Here is an 18049-nt window from a genome sequence, read left to right as displayed (position 1 = left end):
CTTCGGGCTGCTTTAAATAAGGAGGATGATCTTCATTGGTAGCAACCCAACAAATGGCTATATCTGTATTGTCAGATTGTGCGGTAAGCGTAAAATGGGTATGTCGCGGCAGATATAATGTATGGGCAATACCACTAAATACATTTTTTCTGCCGTTACGGGTTTCCCATTCACCTTTATCAGAGTATACTTTAAAATTGCCAGCTAATAGTACAATGCAATATTCATATTCACCTGTATTTTGAGAGAAGGCTTCGTTTTCTTCCAATAACCAGGTTTCAAAGTTGAGGTAGTTCCAGCCGGCGTCCTCTGCAGTGAAGTGATGATACCTACGGTTTCCGGACTCCGGTTTAACAAGCAATTTTGAATCTGACATCAGCAACATTTTACGCTGGTAAACTTAACATTATAATTCTATTAAAATGATTTATGGGTATTGCAAACGTTTGAAATTTTTTGAGTTGAGAAAAAAGCGGAACTTGGGCTGTGATAAGATCAACATGAAATATGAATAAACCTGTTACCATAAAGGACATTGCCCGAAAATTCAGGTGCTCGCCGTCAACAGTGTCGAGGGCGCTGAACAATCATCCTTCTATCAATGAAGATACAAGGCGCAACCTGCAGGAGTATGCGCAAAAAGTAGGTTACCAGCGCAACCAGGTTTCATTGAACCTGCTCAATACCAAAACGGCAAGCATTGGAGTTATCGTTCCTACCATCAATAATTACTATGAATCGGCCATTATTGAGGGTATTGACGGAGTGTTGCACCCATTGGGCTACACGTTGAACATATGTGTAACCAATGAGCAGTACCTGCTGGAATCGGAATATGTGACAAAACTTTTATCAAACCGTGTGGAAGGCATTTTTCTTTCTGTTTCACAGGAAACCTATGATTCGGGACACTACGAGCACCTCGAAAACGTGGGTAAAAGAAATTTGCCATTGATCTTTATTGACCGCGATTATGAAGGATTTTCCGCGGGAAGTGTAACTATAGATGACTATCATGGTGCTTTTGCGGCAGTGGAGCACCTGGTGAATACCGGGCGCCGGCGCATTGCTCATTTAAAAGGTCCCAATGGAATGGCTGTTACCGAGCAGCGGTTCAGGGGATATACCGAATGTCTTGCAAAGTATGGATTGCCTGTGGAGGAAGAGCTGATCATCAATACCAATTTTAAAGTAGAAAGTGCGCTTGACCCTACCGCTCAATTGCTGGAGCTGGAGCAGCGCCCCGATGCTATATTTGGTGTAAACGACCAGGTGGCTATAGGGGCTATGAAAGTAATAAGAGAAAAAGGCCGGCGGGTACCGGAAGATATCGCTGTTGTGGGCTTTGATAATTCGCCCATATCGCCTTATATATCACCGTCGCTTACTTCTGTGGCCCGTCCCGGAAGACAGATCGGGGAAGAAGCCGCCAGGATCTTCCTGAATTATACAAACACTGCTAAAAAAGATGTGCCGGTACACCTTGTATTGCCATCTGAGCTGATCATAAGGGATTCTTCAGGCGGGAGATGAAAATATTATGGATGGCAAATGGCAATCCGGTTAAAATTTTTAAAAAAAAATCAATTCCTCCAACCTGATATAAATTGAGCTGCAGGATGATCTTTGTCATATTCGGAAAGAGGGGAGTCGTTTATTTTTGAGGCTGAATCTAAAAACAATGAAAAAAAGAGAACCTGTTTCCCATATCATGACCAAAGATGTTATTAGTGTTGAGGAAACCGATAGGCTGAGTGAAGTGGCGGCCATCTTCCGCAAAAAAGGCATAAGGCATTTGCCGGTAAAAAAAGGAGGAAAGATAACCGGCATGATAAGTCGCAACGATATTAACCGGCTTACATTCGGCGCGCTTTTCGATAACCAGGAAGGAGCCGATGAAGCCGTATTGCAGATGCTTACCGTTCCGCAGGTTATGACCGCCGATTTACGTGTGGTAAGCAGCGATACACCTGTCAGGGAAGTGGCGGAAATTTTCAGTACTGCAGAGTATCATTCGCTTCCGGTAGTTGATGATGGAGCATTGAAAGGTATTGTTACCACCACCGATATAATAAAATATCTGCTGGACCAGTATTAAACAACATGAGGAATCCTTCCAACGTGAGAGACCCTTCCCTGATACCATAAAGGCTGTATCCAATATGGTACAGCCTTTTTCATTGCAAAAAAGCAAACAGCAGGTGCCCTGCGGTAATGCCTGTTATAGTTCCCTTATTTTGATATTCCTGTAATACGCCTTATTGCCATGATCCTGTAAAGCGATCTTTCCTGTTTTTGCTTTTGCATAATCGGGATAGTCTTTCCACTTCCCTTCTGTTCTTTTTTTGTTCCAGTCATCGCTGCCTGCCTCAAATTCCACAATTTTCTCTCCGTTCAGCCAGTGTTCCACATGCCCGTTGTTGTAAATGATACGGCTGCTGTTCCATTGTCCAACGGGATTTAATTGTTTTTTATCATTTGCAGGCGTCATTGCGTAATCGGCGCCCGCTTTCTGCCAGTCTTCCAGCTTTTCGGGAAAACCGATGTCGTCAATAACCTGGTATTCGGGCCCCGTTTCGTAAGGCGCTTTGTATTTGGCATTTTCTACTACATGGTACATTACCCCGCTGTTGCTTCCTTTATCTACTTTCCAATCCCAGGTAAGCTCAAAATTCCCATAGGTATTATCAGTAACCAGGTCGCCACCGTGGGCATCTTTTGCTGCGCCCAGGCAAACCAATGCACTATCCTGAACGGTCCAGTTCTTTACTTCGCCGGTTTTATTGTAACCATGCCAGCCGCTTAATGTTTTGCCATCAAAGAGGCTTATCCATTCCCCTGGTGTTTTTGTTTGAACGGTTGTGGCGGCAGCATCGGGATTAACCTCTGCTGAACCGGTATTTTCGCTGTTTCCACCGCAGGAAGTTGCCGTTGCAATGAAGACCATGAATGCCAGTCGGTACATTTTACTTTTCATTGATGATATATTTTAGTTGTTCAAAAATACTGTTTTTCCTGTTTGAGCAGAGGTTCGGGCTGCCTCAAGTATGCGCACCACAGTAACATTGTTCGGTAGAGCGTACAGCCCGTCGTCTGTTACCGTAATTTTTTTTCGCACAACGTCAGCCAGGTAAGTAAAGGGATTTTCATATACGGGAATATCCTTCGATGTGTATTTGCGGCTTTGTTCCGCTTTGTCGCTTTTTTGTTTGATGCGCATATCGCTGTTGTTTACCGTGATCACATATCCTGTGGTACCATACAACTCCATGTCTTTCCGGCTAAAGGGCCAGTTCCATGAGGCCTGTATAATGGCCTGTGCATCGGGATAGCTTACAATAATGGTAGCTTCGTCATCCACCCTGGGATATACGTTGGGTTTGAACTGCCGGGTAACGGCGGTTACGGATATGGGTTGTTGTCCTTTCATGAGCCAGGTCATGAGGTTGGCGCCGTAACAGCCGAAATCTATAATAGCGCCACCCCCGTTTTGCACCGGATCGGTGAGCCAGTGGAGAAACTCACTGCTTACGCCAATTTCCTTAGGACCTTCATGCCCGTGATGAAATACTGCTTTTTTTAAACCGCCTGTATAATTGCTGTCGTTTACCAGTTGGTATGCTTTTGCCGTAGCCGGGTACCACGATGTTTCATAATTGGTGAGGAGATGAATATTATATTTTCGGGCAAGTGAATCCATTTGCAATGCATGTTCCACGCTCACTGCCAACGGTTTTTCCACCATCACATGGATGCCTCTGGGCGCACAGGCCTGCACTACGGCAAGATGATCATAAATAGATCCGAAAGCCACCACCGCTTCGGGCTTCACCGCATCCAGCATTTTATCCAGGTCGTTGAACAGCATGCTGCTATTCAACCCGAATTTTTTTGCGGATTTTTGCAGCAATGCTTTATCGGGTTCGCATACACCCACAAGCGTAATATCGCTTTGAGGCTTTCGCCCCAGTATCCAGCCCGAATGTCCGTGCGAGATACCGGCAACGGCTACACGTACAGGCTGGGCGTTAAGATTAACGGATGCCAGAAGTGAAATTGAACAAAAAAAATAAAAGAACCGTTTCATATTCAATTTTTGGTGAGTAGTGAGTGGTGAATAGTGAGTGGTGAATAGTGAGTTGTCAATAGTGAATTGTCAATAGTCAATAAAGGAATAAGCCGTTAACAAAATACCTGATAGCTGAAAGCTCACCAATGACACCTGACTGCCGACACCTTTTATTAATTTACTTCCAGCTTATCTTTTGACGGCAGCTTTGGAAAATGGGCGTGCGGCTCGCGCTGGTACCAGAATGCTACCGATGCAATATCGGAGCGTTGCGGCAAATAACGCCCGCCACTGCGCCAGCCCAGGTCCTGAATGGTTACTTTCAGGTCTTTTTCGAAGCGTATCGGATCCATTATATGCCAGCGGTACAGTCCAAAACGCTGCTGCGATTTATATAGCCCATCGGGTTTTATCACCTGCGATAAACCCGAGTAAGGTGTGGTAAATACTTCATATTCACGCTTAACCTTATTCTCAAAATTATACGAACCGCAAAAATAATCTTCCGTACCGGTGCCGCAAATCGTTGGAAATTTGGTGTCGCCATCCATAAAAAATTTTATTTCGCCTTCGCCCCACCATCCGTTATTGTTTACGCCCCAGGCCATATATACACCCACATATTGTCCTTTTCCCTTAATGCCATTCACGATAGTGTAATCGGATGTGGTATTGGTATTAGCCCGGCGGAACTGTGCATGAAAATAGCCGGCATCTTCAGGTACTTCGGTTAGTGTATAATCTATCTGGTAATATAATACCATGTTTTCTGTATTGATATTCTCCATGGTAATTTTACATTTCTTCCGGAAAGGCATTGCCCAGTAGCAATTGAAGGCACTACCCGGATTTACGCAAACAGCAAGTGACTTTAACGGCGCATACTCCCCCCAGCCCATGCCGAAGAAATCTCCCACTGGGCATTCAACAGATGCTTCTTTTTCATCGTCCCAGTAAATGCGCAGGATCGAATTGCGCCAAACGCCTGTTGGGGTCATCCATATATGCTGTATGGCGCCGGGGCCTTCCATTTCGGCAATGGTGGTGGTTTCACCCGCATTGATAATGATATATGGATTTACTTTCCAGCCCTGGCCAAGATCACGTGCGGCATTATGCGCATTGGCGGTATTCCGCCTGTCTTTGGCGGCAGGATCGGCCATGCCGCCTTTTCCTTTTTCCCCTGTAAAGTTTTCCGGGCTTATGGAACGTGTTTTGGCATCCGACAGACGAAAGAGGTTGCCCATGTTCATGTTCAGCCCGTTGAATTTATTGTTTTGAGCGTGGCCGGCTGTGGCAGCAAAAAGAAAGACAGACAAGCAATAAAGCAGCTTTTTCATGACAGATCAGATTAAACGGTTTTTAAATAATTCTTTGTAGTAGTAAGAAGCTATCAAAATGTATTCAAGGATAGGATGTGCCCTTCACCGGTCATGATAATCAGGAAGTATGCTAAAGGTATTGCATAAAATATAAAATCATAGTAGGCGCTTCATCTTTCAATGCAAAAAAGAGAGCTGTTCCGGACATTCATCTTAAAAAGAGAAGAATCGCGGATGAAACTGAAAAGAGATATTTATTGTTCGACCCTTTCAGGGTCGTAATACTTTTTATAGTGTAATTATAAACGTTCAGACCCCTTCAGGGTCAATATAAGTTTCTGTAATCAGCCTCGTATAGGTTCTCCGCATCCCAAAGGGATGCAATGTTTATAAAAAACGCAGACAAGCAAGCTACGACCCAAGGGGGTCGAACAATTCGTCTCTATTGTTATTATCAGGGTATAAACCCACGACCCTTTCAGGGTAAATGCAGACCTTGCACTTTGCGGATGAAAAATATGACTTCACGGGATCAAAATAAATGCTTCGTGCTTTACCCTAGGGCATCTGATTCAGGAGTATGAACCCTGCCTGACGGCACTCACTTCCCTAAAGAATCATTACAATTATGCTGAGGCACGACTTTACTGAAGCTGTCTAAAAAAAGACTCTATAGAAGATGCCACTAAGACACGAAGTCCTGATCTTCATGTTTCATTTTCTCTGTGCGTTAGCGGTTTTGCCGCAACCTTAAAAACAGTACAAATTTTAACCTCCCGGCTGCCCGTATTCTTTATGCCAGGCAATTACATCGGCTACTACTTCGCTATATGTGGTCATGCCCAGCGGCTGCTTATTGGCTTCAAGGTATTTTCCATACACCCATCTAAAGACCGGTTCAGCAGGGTTTTCGTATTTTTTATAATAGGCCTTAAGGGTTTCTATATCTTTTTTAACGCCGGGGTGCAGCAATGCCAGAAACTGCTTTGCGGCAACGGAGTCTGTTCTGTACAGGTTGCGGTTGGCATACAGGAAAAGATCGAAATAGGCCGAATACATAAAAAGCGTATCTCCTGAAGCCGTAGCCACTATATACCCGGCAAAATTGGCTTCGTTCTCTTTTGCATAACCCAGCTGGTGTGATATCTCATGACAGGTAACGTAGGGCTGAAGAAATGGCGGCACATCGGTGTTAACCTGCGCTTCGCCCGTAAAGGGGTTGTAATAACCCGAAAACCCAAAATAGTTTCCTATGAAATTGAAAAGAGACGGCTTTACCGAAGGATATGAATACCGGAGAAAAGGATATTTTTTTGCCGCTTCAGCAAAGGCATGATCTGCTTTTGTGAACAGCTCCCTGGTTGAAGGGTAGGATATTCGTTGCCGGAGCAAAGCTTCCTTGCAGGTATTTACCTGTTGCAGCAATACATTATTTATGTTCACTACTTCTTCTTTTGAATATGCTTCCCGCTGGAAGTTCATTTGGTGATGAATTCCTTTACGGTCGTAATTCAATCCCCACAGTGCATTGAAAATGATATAGAGCAGTAAAAGAAAGCTAAAGGTCTTTAGCCATGCTATTTTTGGACGAAGCGCAGGTCGCTTTTCTCTTCGTAGTTTTTTTACTCTTTGTGCCGCCTTCCACAAGGCAAATACAAAAAGAAAACCATACAATATATCTCCCGCGCTAAAAGGTACGGATCCCCAGAGTCTCCTTAAAAAAGAGCTGATATAAGGATATATGCCCGAGGTATATGATGATTCAACCATTCCGGGGCTGGAAGCATATAAGCGGATGCCCAATGCTATGCATGTAAGAATGATAACGGATAGTATACTGCGCCTGTCGGGTTTTTGCATTATTGCTTTACCGGAAAACTTTTGATATCAAAACCTAAAAGTAAACGGTTTTTGTATAGCAAATGCATTCTGGTTTCCAGAAAAGGATTGAAACCAAAATATTTTCAACAGATTGAATCAGAAATAGTTTATGTCTAAAAGAGAACCCTTCAGAAATCGAATTGTTCATCATTATTTTGGCATTGATTATTCCATCGTTTGGGAAATCAAAGATCGCGACTCTAAAATCCTTATAAATTTCCGTCAGCGAAGAATCTTTTTTCATTCGGGAATAAGCAATAAAAGCATAATTGAGTCCTTCAACCTTTTCTATAGCAGGCAATAAAATCCCTGCACGGTTCGTATGAGTCGTGCAGGGCAAATAAAACTGTTTCCGTTTAACGGGAAAGATTATTGCGCAATAGCGTGCTCTTCATCAGCAGGCATTTCTACAACATTGGCCACGGTCCCTTCGCCAACATGGCATTGGCCATTGAAGCTCACTGTGGGTTCAACCTGCAGTTTACCTGCGCTGATATTGCCTTTTACAGCCGCTTTACCCCTGAGGTTCAACAATTCCTTGATGATGATTTTACCGCTAACTTTTCCGAGTATGTCGGCCTGCTGTCCTTCAATATCGCCTTCAACAACACCTTCGGCGCCTATCAGCACTTTTGCAGAACCGGAAATGTTTCCTTTCAGCGTTCCGTCTATACGAATATCGCCGCTGCTTACCACGTCGCCTTTAATGATTGTGCCGGCGCCTATCAAACTTGTGCCGGATGAAGAAGCGGGTATCTCGATTTCGGATTTGGATTTTGATGAAAACATAGTTATTGGTTTTAAATGATTAATCTTCGCTTTTTCCCTCTTCGGGAACATTTAACTGGGTTGTATCCATGAGTGCCGTTGTATTTCCTTTCAGCACATTTTGTATGCTTTCCATATATTTATCACGGTAGTTCATTTGCTGTTCCAGCGAATCAACCTGCATTTTTAGCGTTATCATCTCCCTTCTGTCTGATGCGCTCCCGTAGCCCGGTACATAATAACGCAACGGCGTAAATACCAGCAAAGCCACCGTTACACCAACCAAAGCTACAAATATTGTACATAACGTGATGTAAACGCTGAGCCGCGACAGCCGGAATGTAACCACTTCTTCATAGGTATCGTCGTTCATCACCACCAGCCGGTAACGGTTGCGCAGGTGCTGCAGGGTTCCGTCGGTATCAAATATCTTTGCCATTATCAGTTATTTGTGTTAAAAATAACCACTTTGACCTGGTTGTAGGGACGAAACCTTGAAAAAATGTACAATTAAAAATAATTTCGCTGAAATTTAGTTTATTACGTGATCGAACTATGCATGCATGTCTTATAGTAAATTCCTTTTAACGGTTATACCCACTATTTTATTTTATTGTGGCCATTATTCATCTGTAATGGCACAAAAAGATGCGACCCTTGATGTAAAGAAGCCGGAGAAATACGAAAACCGCGTACTGGGATCAGATAAAACCTTTACCACCAAATACACAATACCACGGAGGATCATGCAGGGCATGAGTACACATTATAATTTTTTCTTTAATGCAGATGTTAAGCTAACCGAAGTGGTAACAGGAGCCAAACAGGGCTTTATGGATGATTATACCGAATTGTTGCCGTTTTACAACTATACGCTTGACGCTACCGCATCACAAAAGACAGAACTGGATTCCGTGCTGCAAAAATGTAACGCAGGCATTTTACTGCATGACCTGAGAAATGAGTGGATTGATGATATGTATTTTTTGATGGGAAAGGCTTATTTTTTCAAAAAACAGTTCGATTCAGCCCATATCGCTTTTCAATATCTCAATTATTATTTTCAGCCCAAGACTGAAGAAGAACTGGGATTTAAAAAATATATAGGCAGTAATCTTAACGATGAAGGCAATATCTATTCTGTTTCTACAAGAGAAAAGACGGGCATCACTTCTAAAATGTTCAGTAAGCCGCCACGCCGCAATGATGCGCTTGTATGGCAATTGAGAAATTATATTGAAGACAGCGCTTACAACGAGGCTTCGGCAATGATACAAACCCTGAAACGCGATGAAATATTCCCCCGGCGGTTAAAGCCGGCGCTGGAAGAAATGCAGGCTTACCTGTTTTACAGGAATAAGATGTGGGATAGCACTGCCCAACATCTGATACCTGCACTGGACAATGCCGAAAATATGGAGGAAAGGGCCAGGTGGGAATACCTGATAGGTCAATTGTATGCATTGAGCAAAAAACCAACGGAAGCAGATGCGTATTTTGACCAATGCATTAAACATACCATTGACCCGGTAATGGAAGTATATGCGAGGTTGAATAAAATAAAGCTGGCCGGTGGCGATAACGAAGAGAAGATCATTGATGAAAATGTAAAGCAGTTGCTTAAAATGGTAAGGCGTGATAAGTATTACAATTATCGCAATATCATTTATTATATGGCTGCACAAATGGAAATGCAGCGTAATAATTATGATGCCGCTAAAGCCTACCTGTTAAAAAGCGTTAAGTATAACAATGACGATCCTGATCAGCGCAACCGTTCATTTTTGTACCTGGCCGGGCTGGCCTTTGAAAAAAAGGAATATGAACTGGCATACAGCGCATACGACAGTCTGGATATCAACAGCCCGGTAGTAAAAGATGCGGTAACTGTTTCGCATCGGAAGGATGCATTGAGCGGGGTGGTTGCCAAATTACAAACCATCAGGGTGGAAGACAGCCTGCAAAAAGTAGCTGCCATGCCGGAAACTGAAAGGGAAAAATATGTAAAAGCGGCTGCCAGGCGCCTGCGCAAAGAAAGGGGACTAAAGGAAACAGAATCATTTAACACGAACACAAACAATCCGTTCGCCAACAAGGCAACTACAGATATTTTTTCGGGAAATGAAGGTAAGGGTGACTGGTACTTTGATAACAATTCATTAAAATCGAGGGGATTTACCGCTTTTCGCAACAATTGGGGATCGCGGCCAAATGCAGACAACTGGAGGCGCATGGCTGATATTGCGGCACAGTTTAAAGTGCCTGAACCCAAACCGGGTAATGAGCCCGGTGCAGACGGAAGGCTGAACAATATAGAAAATCCTGAAGATATCAGCTACGAGGGGCTTTTGAAAAGTCTTCCCCTTACCCCCGCTGCAATACAGGTTTCAAACGATAGCATTCAATCGGCTTTATTTGGATTGGGCAGGGCTTTTAAAGATCAGTTTGAAGACTATGCCGAAGCCATAAAGAATTATGAAGCATTGCTGAACCGCTTTCCGGATACCCGATACCGGGAAGAAGCAGTTTTTGACCTGCATTATTGTTATACCAAACTGAACATGCCTGTCAAAGCAAAACAATACAGGGAAATACTGGCAAGAATTGCGCCTCAAAGCAAATACATCGAATACATTGATGATCCCGGAGCTGTTGAAAAGCGCAAAACCAAATTGAAGGACGATGCTACCCGCAATTATGAAAGAATATATGATCTTTTTCTGGAGGGTAAGTTTGAAGAGGCTATTATAGAAAAGGCGAAAGCCGACAGCATCTATGGAAATATTTACTGGACGCAACAACTGCTGTACATAGAAGCGATCTATTATATCAAACAAAAAGATGATAACTCGGCCATCAATGCGCTTCAGAATCTTATACATATTGACAGGGAAGCAGGCATCTCTAAAAAAGCAGAGAACATCATCGATGTATTGAAAAGACGTGATGAGATTGAAAAATACCTCACCAACCTGGACATAGAAAGAGCAAAAGAAGATACCGTTGCGATAGTTGAAGATGTATCCAGGCCCAGGACAGGCGTGCAGGAACAGGTTAAGGTCAACAGCGAAACCAAGGCGCCAGGGGTAGCTGCTGCAAAAGGAACCGTTATCAGACCTTCTATAGATTCATCGGTATTCAATAGGCCCAAACCGGCGCCACAATCGGGCTTCAGCTATGATCCTGCTGAGCGGCATTATGTGGCCGTGGTACTCAATAAAGTGGATATTGTATATGGTAACGAGGCCAAAAATGCTTTTAATCGCTACAACCGGGAGTCATTTAATGATCAGCCCATAGAGATCACCATATTACCCCTGGATGATGAGCATAAGCTGATGCTGATGTCGGGATTTCCGGATGCCGTGGGTGCATCGGAGTATCTGAACAGAACAAAAGCTGTGGCTGGTGCGCAGGTGGTACCCTGGCTGGCCGCAGATAAGTATTCGTTCATTGTTATTTCTGCAGGCAACCTTGAAGCGCTGAAGAACAATAAGGACCTGGAAGGGTATAAAAAGTTCATGGAGGACAATTACCAGGACTGATTATAAGAAATCATCTTTAAATTATATATACAATAGTAACAGGTTAAGCATGGAATTTGCTTTTACATTTGTTGAAGAAGCCTGTTTTCGGACATTATTCATCATAAGCACATCAATATGACAAAGGCAGTAAAATATTTCTGGAGAATTTTCTTTATCGGGCTTGGCTTTTCCGTTTTATTTCTCCTGTTGATCTCATGGGGTGTTTTTGGTAAGCTCCCGTCGTTATCTGAGCTGGAAAACCCTTCCATTCTTTCTGCCTCGGAAGTATTTGCTGCCGATGGAAGGCTCATGGGTAAGTATGTTATAATAGACAGGATCAATGTGCCATACAGCGAAATTTCACCCAATGTGATCAATGCGCTGGTTGCTACGGAAGATGAAAGATTTTATAAGCATTCCGGTATAGATGCAAGGAGCCTGGCAAGAGCTATTTTCTTTTTTGGCAGTGAAGGCGGCGCCAGCACGATCACACAGCAACTGGCTAAGAATATGCTGGGTCAGGGGAGCAAGAACACCATAGCGAGGGTTATTGAAAAATTAAAAGAGATGATCGTGGCTATTAAGCTGGAGCGGAATTTCACAAAGGAAGAGATCCTTGCCCTGTATCTTAATACGGTTGAATACAGTGATCACGTATATGGCATACGAAATGCCTCCCGAACTTTTTTCCAGAAAGATGCCTTCCGGCTTAATGTTGCCGAGTCGGCGGTACTGGTAGGGATGCTTAAGGCAACCGGCACGTACAATCCGCGGATAAACCCCAAACAGGCATTAGACAGAAGAAATACCGTAATAGATCAAATGGTGCGCAACAACTATTTGCCTGCGGCGGAAGCCGGTAAAATTAAGCTCGTACCTATAAAGCTTGACTATGAAAAAATGACCCACAATACAAACCTGGCACCCTATTTCATTGACGTATTGCGAAATGATATCCGCCAATGGTGTAAGGAGCATAAAAATCCCAAAACCGGAGAAGCATATAATATTTATAAAGACGGGTTGAAGATTTATACCACTATTGATCCGCGGATGCAGCTATACGCCGAAATGGCGGTGGCAAGGCATATGCCCAACCTGCAAAAAGTATTTAACGGTCAAAAAAATATTAAAGACGGGAGCGTATGGAAAACGAAAGACGGAAAGGCTGTGCTGGAGAGGGCTATGAAGAATAGTGAACGCTGGCGTAATTTATCGGATGACGACGTAAAAGAAGCTGAGATCCGGAAATCATTTGATGTGAAAGTGCCCATGAAAGTATTTGCATGGAATGACAAACGGGAAAAGGACACTACGATGACGCCGCTGGATTCGATCAAATACCACAAGCAAATGCTGCAGGCTTCTTTTATATTAACCGATCCGCTGACCGGTGAAGTGAAAGCATGGGTAGGGGGTATAGATTTTAAAACCTACAAATACGACCATGTTAATTACAATACGAAACGGCAGGTTGGCTCTACATTTAAACCGCTGTTGTATACCCTGGCTATCATGAACGGATATACGCCTGAAACACCCGTACCGGTGGATCCTGTTGACCTGGGCGGCAAGTTGATCGGGGATAAGAAATATTCCGGAACTCGTCCACTGAATTATTGCCTGGCGGCTTCCATCAATCCTGCTGCAGCAAATCTTATGAATGCGATAGGCGTAAACAGAATGGTTGATTTTGCAAAGCAGTGTGGGATCACCAGTAAGATCCCTCCTTATCCTTCCATTGCACTCGGGTCAGCCGATATCTCACTGATCGAAATGGTGAGCGCGTACAGCATGTTCCCCGGGGGAGGAATGAATACCAAACCCATTTACATTTCACGGATAGAAGACCGTAACGGCAATGTGCTGCAATCTTTCACCACTTCGCATACTGAAGTGATCAATGAATCGGATGCTTATATAATGACACGAATGATGCAGGGCGTGGTAGATTTTGGGACGGGGCGTTCAATGCGCAGTGCTTATGGAATTACCAGTGAAATAGCCGGTAAAACAGGTACCACGAACAATAATGCAGACGGATGGTTTATTGGATTTACGCCCCAGTTGCTGGCCGGCGCATGGGTGGGTGCGGACGATCCCATTTTACGTATCGCCAATAATTACGTAGGTCAGGGAGCACAGATGGCCATGCCCATTTGGGCCTATTTTTTCCAGGAAGTGTATAAAGATAAAACGCTGGGCATAGACCGCAATGCAAGGTTTGTACAACCGGAAAGTTTTAAAAATGAAATGATGTACGACTGGGTCGACCCTTCTTTGCCGGATACGCCTATACTGGAAGGAGAAAATACAGGTGACGATGGCAGCCAGTACATTGACGTGCCGGTAAGCGATGGCAGGGAAAGAATAACAACAGAGTCGCAGCTCAACGAGGAAGAAAGAAAGATTTTGGAAGAGGCAAAGAACGGAAGCCGGAAGAACGATAAAGTGGAACCCGATTCGGCAGATCAAAAAAAGAAAGGTTTTTTCAGGAGGCTTTTTGGCGGTAAGAAAAAGAAAGATTAAATACGCATTTTCTGTACCGGAATTTTAAGCGGCAATGTATTACTTCGTCATGAAGCCTGTTCGTTTTTTGCTTCTCTTTTCATTGGCGCTTTGCATGTTAAAGAGTTGAAGTACATCAGGGCTTTCAAAAAATGCACTGATCATGCTTTGCTCCAAAACAAAAACAGCCGGGGATTAATGGAAAATAAAAAGGTTGTTGATCTGGTTGGACAGGCCGGTATGCTGGAAATACCGCCCCCGTTAGCCTGGCTTGAAAACGAATATCCCTTGCAGCGCACGGGCTTCTGTTGCTGCACTTTAACCGTTGTTTTTGTATGCATAAAATTGTTTTATTTATACTTCTCTTCGCAATTGCATTTGGTGCGATGTCCTGTAGTTATTCGGCCAAAGCCACCCGGCAACTGTTGCAGAAAGCTGAAAGCAGCGGTCCGTTTGATATTATTGTTGTTCCCGGTGTTCCTTTTGAGAACGGCAAATGGAGCCGCACGATGAAGGGAAGGATCTATTGGTCTAAATATCTGTTTGATAAAGGGATCACCAAAAATATCATGTATTCCGGTTCGGCGGTATATACCGCTTATTATGAAGCGGAAATTATGGCGATGTATGCAAAAGCCATCGGCATTCCCGCAAAAAATATTTATACGGAAACCAGGGCAGAGCACAGCACCGAAAATGTTTATTACGGGTATAAAAAAGCACAGCAACTGGGTTTTGAACGTATAGCGCTTGCTTCCGACCCTTTTCAAACCAGGCTGCTACGGCGCTATGTTCGTAAAAAGGTGAGTGCAGACATTGCCTTTATCCCAATGGTAACAGATACCCTGAAAGCCATTGAGCCGGCAATGATTGACCCCGATATCAACGCACAGGCAGCCTTTAAGCCCGGTTTTATTTCCATTAAAGAGCGGGAGAGTTTCTGGAAAAGATTGCGCGGAACGCTTCGCGGAAATATAGATACAACAGCTTACGGAACCAGGTAGCCAACATCATGCAACAGCCATAATCCGTGATCTGTGATACACTTTCAATGAAAATAATTTCGGCTGATTGAAAAAAAAGAGGACTGTCTAAAAAAGTAATTTTTTGCTACAAAGTCATCGCCTGAACAAACTGCTATCAGGAAAAAGTGATAAAAGCCTTTAGTAGCCTGATTTCGAGACAGCCCCTTTTTCTTATGTCGCGGGTGTGCTTTATCTATTCCCGCACTTCGGTTGTGGTCACTTCCTTCACATTTCCATAGTCGTCTTTTACAACAGTAGTGGTTTTGCGCCTGGAGCTGCCTCCGCTGAAAAGAAAGATCAACAGCAGTAAAATAACACCGGCGGTGATCCACATCCAGTTCCTCCCAAACCAGGAACTCACTTCCTGCTCACTTATTTGCACAGTGTCCTGGGCAAAGATCATCATCGGCAGCACAGAAAATAACAACAGGGTTCCAATATAATGATTAAGCCGTTTAAGCATTGAATATTTCATATAATTATGTTTTGATGAACAATCAATAAAGCTGTGTCAATAAATGAGCCATCCGTTTTAAAAGGTAAAACAAATTGCTTATCAGGCAATAGTATGCGGGAGCATTCGCCTGACTGGGTATGATTTTCCCCGTTTTTACCAAAAATCCGCTGCCTGATCAGTTGTTGACTGGTAAGCGATGCAGGGCGTTCGCGTAATGGCAGGTTAATACAGATTATTGCAATGGCACGGATTTTCGATATCAATGGCAGAGGCCTTTGTCTTTCAAAATATATGTGATGAAAAACAAATTTTCGGCATTCATAACTATTGCTATAGTATTCATTGCTTCCTGCAATGGTAATCCGGGTAAGGCTGATAACCCCCAACAAAGTGCGGTACCTGTTGATAAAGAAAGCAATGATTTCCTGGTAAATGCCCTGCACAACGGTATGGCCGAAGCGCGGCTTGCAAAGCTGGCGAAAGAGAAAACCATCAGCCGGAAAGTAAAGGATTATGCAGGTATGATCATGAACGATCATGGCATCCTCAACGACCAGTTGAAGGCTGTGTCTTCAGGATTACATATTGTGCTCCCATCCTCACCGGATAAAGGGATGCAAACGAAATTACGTTCATTGAATGATCATGCAGGAAAAGATTTTGACCGGATTTTCCTTGATATCATGATCGGGGATCATGAAAAAGTGATCCGTTTGTTTGAGCATGCGTCAAAGAAGGTAAACAACGCAGAGGTAAAAACGCTTATTGACAATGCCTTACCTCAATTGAATAAGCACCTCGATTCTGCCAGGGCGCTCATAAGAATGTATAAATAAAACAGCAGCGGAGACAGCCGCGTGTAAGGAACGGTTAGCCTGAGATCAATATCGTTTGATTTGCCGGACATACTATATGTGCGGCGCAAACCTACAGTAAAACGGCAATAAAAAAAGCCCGGAATGTCCCCCGGGCTTTAAACTTTTCCCTGTATTTATCATTCATTCTTCACCTTATCCTGTTAATGCTGCATTTTCTTTGCATCATCCAAAAACTTGGCCAGACCGATATCGGTTAAAGGATGCTTCAGTAAACCTAAAATGGGGTCCAGTGGACAGGTGCATACATTGGCGCCCAATTCGGCTGCTCTTACAATGTGCAGTGAACTGCGGATAGAAGCCGCCAGTATTTCTGTTTTAAATCCCTGCAAGGCGTATATCTGTGCAATTTGCCCGATCAGTTCCATGCCGTCCCAGTTGCTGTCGTCTATCCTGCCAATGAACGGCGACACATAATTGGCGCCCGCCTTGGCGGCCAGGATGGCCTGCCCGGCCGAAAATACCAGTGTGCAATTGGTTTTAATGCTATTGTCGGAAAACCATTTTAATGCTTTTATGCCATCTTTGATCATAGGCACTTTTACTACTATATTAGGGTGAATAGCCGCCAGTATCTTTCCTTCGGCAACAATGCTTTCAAAATCTGTAGAAAATACTTCCGCGCTCACATCTCCCCCGTCTACCAGTTCACAAATGGTTTTATAATGATTTCTTATGGCTTCATCGCCTTTAATGCCTTCTTTGGCCATTAAGGAAGGATTTGTGGTAACACCATCTAATATGCCTAAATCATGTGCCTCTTTAATTTGTGCCAGGTTGGCTGTATCAATAAAAAATTTCATAACCTTAATATTTGCTTTGATTCATTGAATGTTATAAATAGAACGAATATAAGAATAAAAAAAGGCAAGTTACTTACATCGCACCGCTACAACCGCCTACCCTTGCTACCTTCCGGTCCTGGGGGAGTTCAGCAGGAGCTGGTCGTATAAGACTTGCCGCTGCAAAGATACGAAGGAAGCATTAAAGGACAAATTACAAGAAATAAAATCCGAAAAGAGCTGTCAGAGCCATGAGCAGACCCCGGCGAATAGAAGAATACTTACTTAGCGTCAGGGTCTCATAGCTGCCCACGATGGCTTCTGATGAAGACCCCGACGCGAATTCAACTCATTCGCTCATGTAATCTCAAATGTTAAATCTCAAATCTCAAATCAGCAATCGCTAAAACTGCCCCGGGCGGTTCATCATTGAATTGATCACTGTTACATTCATCAACTGGTCATATCTTCCGCCTAATTCACGGTAATATACCAGTATGGTATACTGGTTCTCGGTTTCCCAAATATTGCCTTCGGTTTCATCTGTAATGAACCGGAGGGGGTTGTTTTTGCCGTCTGCCAGGGCGTAAGCGTAATCATAGTAGCCCTGCTTCAGTTGCAGGGTAGTTTCATAGGTATTTTGCTGCGGGTTCCAGCGCATTTTAGCGTTGTCGTCTCTTCCGTAATTGGTAATTTGTCCGATAAGATACAGGTCTTTGGCATAAGGCGCATTGCCCGGCGGCTTATATGTAAAATGTACTGTAGCATAGTCGCCGTTCCAGTAGGGGTTTACATTTTCATTGGTCAATGCGGCATATATACCATTATAATCTTT

At 43.6% G+C, this 18049-nt stretch carries 18 protein-coding genes and 1 other RNA gene; 7 read left to right on the top strand and 12 right to left on the bottom strand.

Features of this window, described 5'->3' with window-relative positions; genetic code table 11:
• Positions 1–376: 5-deoxy-glucuronate isomerase (locus PLH26_RS11150; RefSeq protein WP_324586094.1), on the bottom strand; the 376-nt coding region annotated here is incomplete at its 3' end.
• Positions 377–507: 131 nt separating this feature from the next.
• On the opposite strand from PLH26_RS11150, the gene PLH26_RS11145 reads away from it, so the two are divergent.
• The gene (locus tag PLH26_RS11145) at positions 508–1533 is read left to right on the top strand and encodes a LacI family DNA-binding transcriptional regulator (RefSeq protein WP_324586093.1); all 1026 of its coding nucleotides are present in this window, start codon (positions 508–510) and stop codon (positions 1531–1533) included.
• Between the two features lie 148 nt (positions 1534–1681).
• On the top strand, positions 1682–2098 hold the full coding sequence (locus tag PLH26_RS11140; RefSeq protein WP_324586092.1) for a CBS domain-containing protein: 417 nt from the start codon (positions 1682–1684) through the stop codon (positions 2096–2098).
• 123 nt (positions 2099–2221) lie between these two features.
• Here PLH26_RS11140 and PLH26_RS11135 read toward each other — a convergent pair whose 3' ends face one another.
• The 4 genes from PLH26_RS11135 to PLH26_RS11120 all read right to left on the bottom strand — a co-directional run bounded on the left by PLH26_RS11135 (position 2222) and on the right by PLH26_RS11120 (position 7251).
• Positions 2222–2977: a 3-keto-disaccharide hydrolase gene (locus tag PLH26_RS11135; RefSeq protein WP_324586091.1), complete on the bottom strand. Its 756-nt coding sequence runs from the start codon at positions 2975–2977 to the stop codon at positions 2222–2224.
• Between the two features lie 12 nt (positions 2978–2989).
• Positions 2990–4087 carry a Gfo/Idh/MocA family protein gene (locus PLH26_RS11130; protein WP_324586090.1) on the bottom strand — a complete coding sequence of 366 codons (1098 nt, stop codon included), beginning with the start codon at positions 4085–4087 and terminating at the stop codon, positions 2990–2992.
• Positions 4088–4242: 155 nt separating this feature from the next.
• Complete coding sequence (locus tag PLH26_RS11125; RefSeq protein WP_324586089.1) at positions 4243–5409, bottom strand: glycoside hydrolase family 172 protein; 1167 nt, start codon at positions 5407–5409, stop codon at positions 4243–4245.
• A 750-nt stretch (positions 5410–6159) separates the two neighbouring features.
• Positions 6160–7251, bottom strand: coding sequence for a DUF3810 domain-containing protein (locus tag PLH26_RS11120; RefSeq protein WP_324586088.1), 1092 nt, complete (start codon positions 7249–7251; stop codon positions 6160–6162).
• Between the two features lie 130 nt (positions 7252–7381).
• Between PLH26_RS11120 and PLH26_RS21775 the strand changes: the two genes are divergently transcribed.
• The gene (locus PLH26_RS21775) at positions 7382–7576 is read left to right on the top strand and encodes a HepT-like ribonuclease domain-containing protein (protein WP_502876383.1); all 195 of its coding nucleotides are present in this window, start codon (positions 7382–7384) and stop codon (positions 7574–7576) included.
• Between the two features lie 65 nt (positions 7577–7641).
• On the opposite strand, the gene PLH26_RS11115 is transcribed toward PLH26_RS21775, so the two are convergent.
• Both PLH26_RS11115 and PLH26_RS11110 read right to left on the bottom strand, forming a co-directional pair.
• Positions 7642–8061: a bactofilin family protein gene (locus tag PLH26_RS11115; RefSeq protein ID WP_324586087.1), complete on the bottom strand. Its 420-nt coding sequence runs from the start codon at positions 8059–8061 to the stop codon at positions 7642–7644.
• Positions 8062–8080: 19 nt separating this feature from the next.
• Positions 8081–8479 (bottom strand): hypothetical protein, encoded by a 399-nt coding sequence (locus tag PLH26_RS11110; protein WP_324586086.1) that lies wholly within the window; start codon positions 8477–8479, stop codon positions 8081–8083.
• Positions 8480–8675: 196 nt separating this feature from the next.
• Between PLH26_RS11110 and porW the strand changes: the two genes are divergently transcribed.
• Both porW and PLH26_RS11100 read left to right on the top strand, forming a co-directional pair.
• Complete coding sequence (gene porW / locus PLH26_RS11105) at positions 8676–11585, top strand: type IX secretion system periplasmic lipoprotein PorW/SprE (protein WP_324586085.1); 2910 nt, start codon at positions 8676–8678, stop codon at positions 11583–11585.
• A 117-nt stretch (positions 11586–11702) separates the two neighbouring features.
• Positions 11703–14096 carry a penicillin-binding protein 1A gene (locus PLH26_RS11100; protein WP_324586084.1) on the top strand — a complete coding sequence of 798 codons (2394 nt, stop codon included), beginning with the start codon at positions 11703–11705 and terminating at the stop codon, positions 14094–14096.
• Positions 14097–14236: 140 nt separating this feature from the next.
• On the opposite strand, the gene PLH26_RS11095 is transcribed toward PLH26_RS11100, so the two are convergent.
• Positions 14237–14416, bottom strand: a complete 180-nt coding sequence (locus tag PLH26_RS11095; RefSeq protein ID WP_324586083.1) for a hypothetical protein — start codon at positions 14414–14416, stop codon at positions 14237–14239.
• On the opposite strand from PLH26_RS11095, the gene PLH26_RS11090 reads away from it, so the two are divergent.
• Positions 14411–15079, top strand: coding sequence for a YdcF family protein (locus PLH26_RS11090; RefSeq protein WP_324586082.1), 669 nt, complete (start codon positions 14411–14413; stop codon positions 15077–15079). The genes PLH26_RS11095 and PLH26_RS11090 overlap by 6 nt on opposite strands.
• 214 nt (positions 15080–15293) lie before the next feature.
• Here the strand turns inward: PLH26_RS11090 and PLH26_RS11085 are convergent, their stop codons facing one another.
• Complete coding sequence (locus tag PLH26_RS11085) at positions 15294–15575, bottom strand: hypothetical protein (protein WP_324586081.1); 282 nt, start codon at positions 15573–15575, stop codon at positions 15294–15296.
• A gap of 278 nt (positions 15576–15853) precedes the next feature.
• Between PLH26_RS11085 and PLH26_RS11080 the strand changes: the two genes are divergently transcribed.
• Complete coding sequence (locus PLH26_RS11080) at positions 15854–16393, top strand: DUF4142 domain-containing protein (protein ID WP_324586080.1); 540 nt, start codon at positions 15854–15856, stop codon at positions 16391–16393.
• 182 nt (positions 16394–16575) lie between these two features.
• On the opposite strand, the gene fsa is transcribed toward PLH26_RS11080, so the two are convergent.
• The 3 genes from fsa to PLH26_RS11065 form a co-directional block, all read right to left on the bottom strand.
• A complete protein-coding gene (fsa, locus tag PLH26_RS11075) occupies positions 16576–17235 on the bottom strand; it encodes a fructose-6-phosphate aldolase (RefSeq protein ID WP_324586079.1) in 660 nt (219 codons plus the stop codon).
• A 59-nt stretch (positions 17236–17294) separates the two neighbouring features.
• Positions 17295–17394: signal recognition particle sRNA small type (gene ffs / locus PLH26_RS11070), an RNA gene on the bottom strand.
• A gap of 223 nt (positions 17395–17617) precedes the next feature.
• Positions 17618–18049, bottom strand: a 432-nt coding sequence (locus PLH26_RS11065) for a type IX secretion system plug protein (RefSeq protein ID WP_502876382.1), incomplete at its 5' end; no start/stop codon positions are given.

It is taken from the genome of Agriterribacter sp. (assembly GCF_035444585.1).
Lineage (GTDB): Bacteria > Bacteroidota > Bacteroidia > Chitinophagales > Chitinophagaceae > Agriterribacter.
This window is presented reverse-complemented; position numbering and strand designations above follow the sequence as displayed.

Bases quoted from the DNA above. Each gene is read 5' to 3' on its own strand.
- PLH26_RS11145 (WP_324586093.1), top strand. From the start codon at position 508: ATGAATAAACCTGTTACCATAAAGGACATTGCCCGAAAATTCAGGTGC.
- PLH26_RS11080 (WP_324586080.1), top strand. From the start codon at position 15,854: ATGAAAAACAAATTTTCGGCATTCATAACTATTGCTATAGTATTCATT.
- PLH26_RS11095 (WP_324586083.1), bottom strand. From the start codon at position 14,416: ATGCATACAAAAACAACGGTTAAAGTGCAGCAACAGAAGCCCGTGCGC.
- PLH26_RS11085 (WP_324586081.1), bottom strand. From the start codon at position 15,575: ATGAAATATTCAATGCTTAAACGGCTTAATCATTATATTGGAACCCTG.
- PLH26_RS21775 (WP_502876383.1), top strand. From the start codon at position 7,382: ATGTCTAAAAGAGAACCCTTCAGAAATCGAATTGTTCATCATTATTTT.
- porW (WP_324586085.1), top strand. From the start codon at position 8,676: ATGGCACAAAAAGATGCGACCCTTGATGTAAAGAAGCCGGAGAAATAC.
- PLH26_RS11115 (WP_324586087.1), bottom strand. From the start codon at position 8,061: ATGTTTTCATCAAAATCCAAATCCGAAATCGAGATACCCGCTTCTTCA.
- PLH26_RS11130 (WP_324586090.1), bottom strand. From the start codon at position 4,087: ATGAAACGGTTCTTTTATTTTTTTTGTTCAATTTCACTTCTGGCATCC.
- PLH26_RS11090 (WP_324586082.1), top strand. From the start codon at position 14,411: ATGCATAAAATTGTTTTATTTATACTTCTCTTCGCAATTGCATTTGGT.
- PLH26_RS11125 (WP_324586089.1), bottom strand. From the start codon at position 5,409: ATGAAAAAGCTGCTTTATTGCTTGTCTGTCTTTCTTTTTGCTGCCACA.
- PLH26_RS11135 (WP_324586091.1), bottom strand. From the start codon at position 2,977: ATGAAAAGTAAAATGTACCGACTGGCATTCATGGTCTTCATTGCAACG.
- PLH26_RS11140 (WP_324586092.1), top strand. From the start codon at position 1,682: ATGAAAAAAAGAGAACCTGTTTCCCATATCATGACCAAAGATGTTATT.
- PLH26_RS11110 (WP_324586086.1), bottom strand. From the start codon at position 8,479: ATGGCAAAGATATTTGATACCGACGGAACCCTGCAGCACCTGCGCAAC.
- PLH26_RS11120 (WP_324586088.1), bottom strand. From the start codon at position 7,251: ATGCAAAAACCCGACAGGCGCAGTATACTATCCGTTATCATTCTTACA.
- PLH26_RS11100 (WP_324586084.1), top strand. From the start codon at position 11,703: ATGACAAAGGCAGTAAAATATTTCTGGAGAATTTTCTTTATCGGGCTT.
- fsa (WP_324586079.1), bottom strand. From the start codon at position 17,235: ATGAAATTTTTTATTGATACAGCCAACCTGGCACAAATTAAAGAGGCA.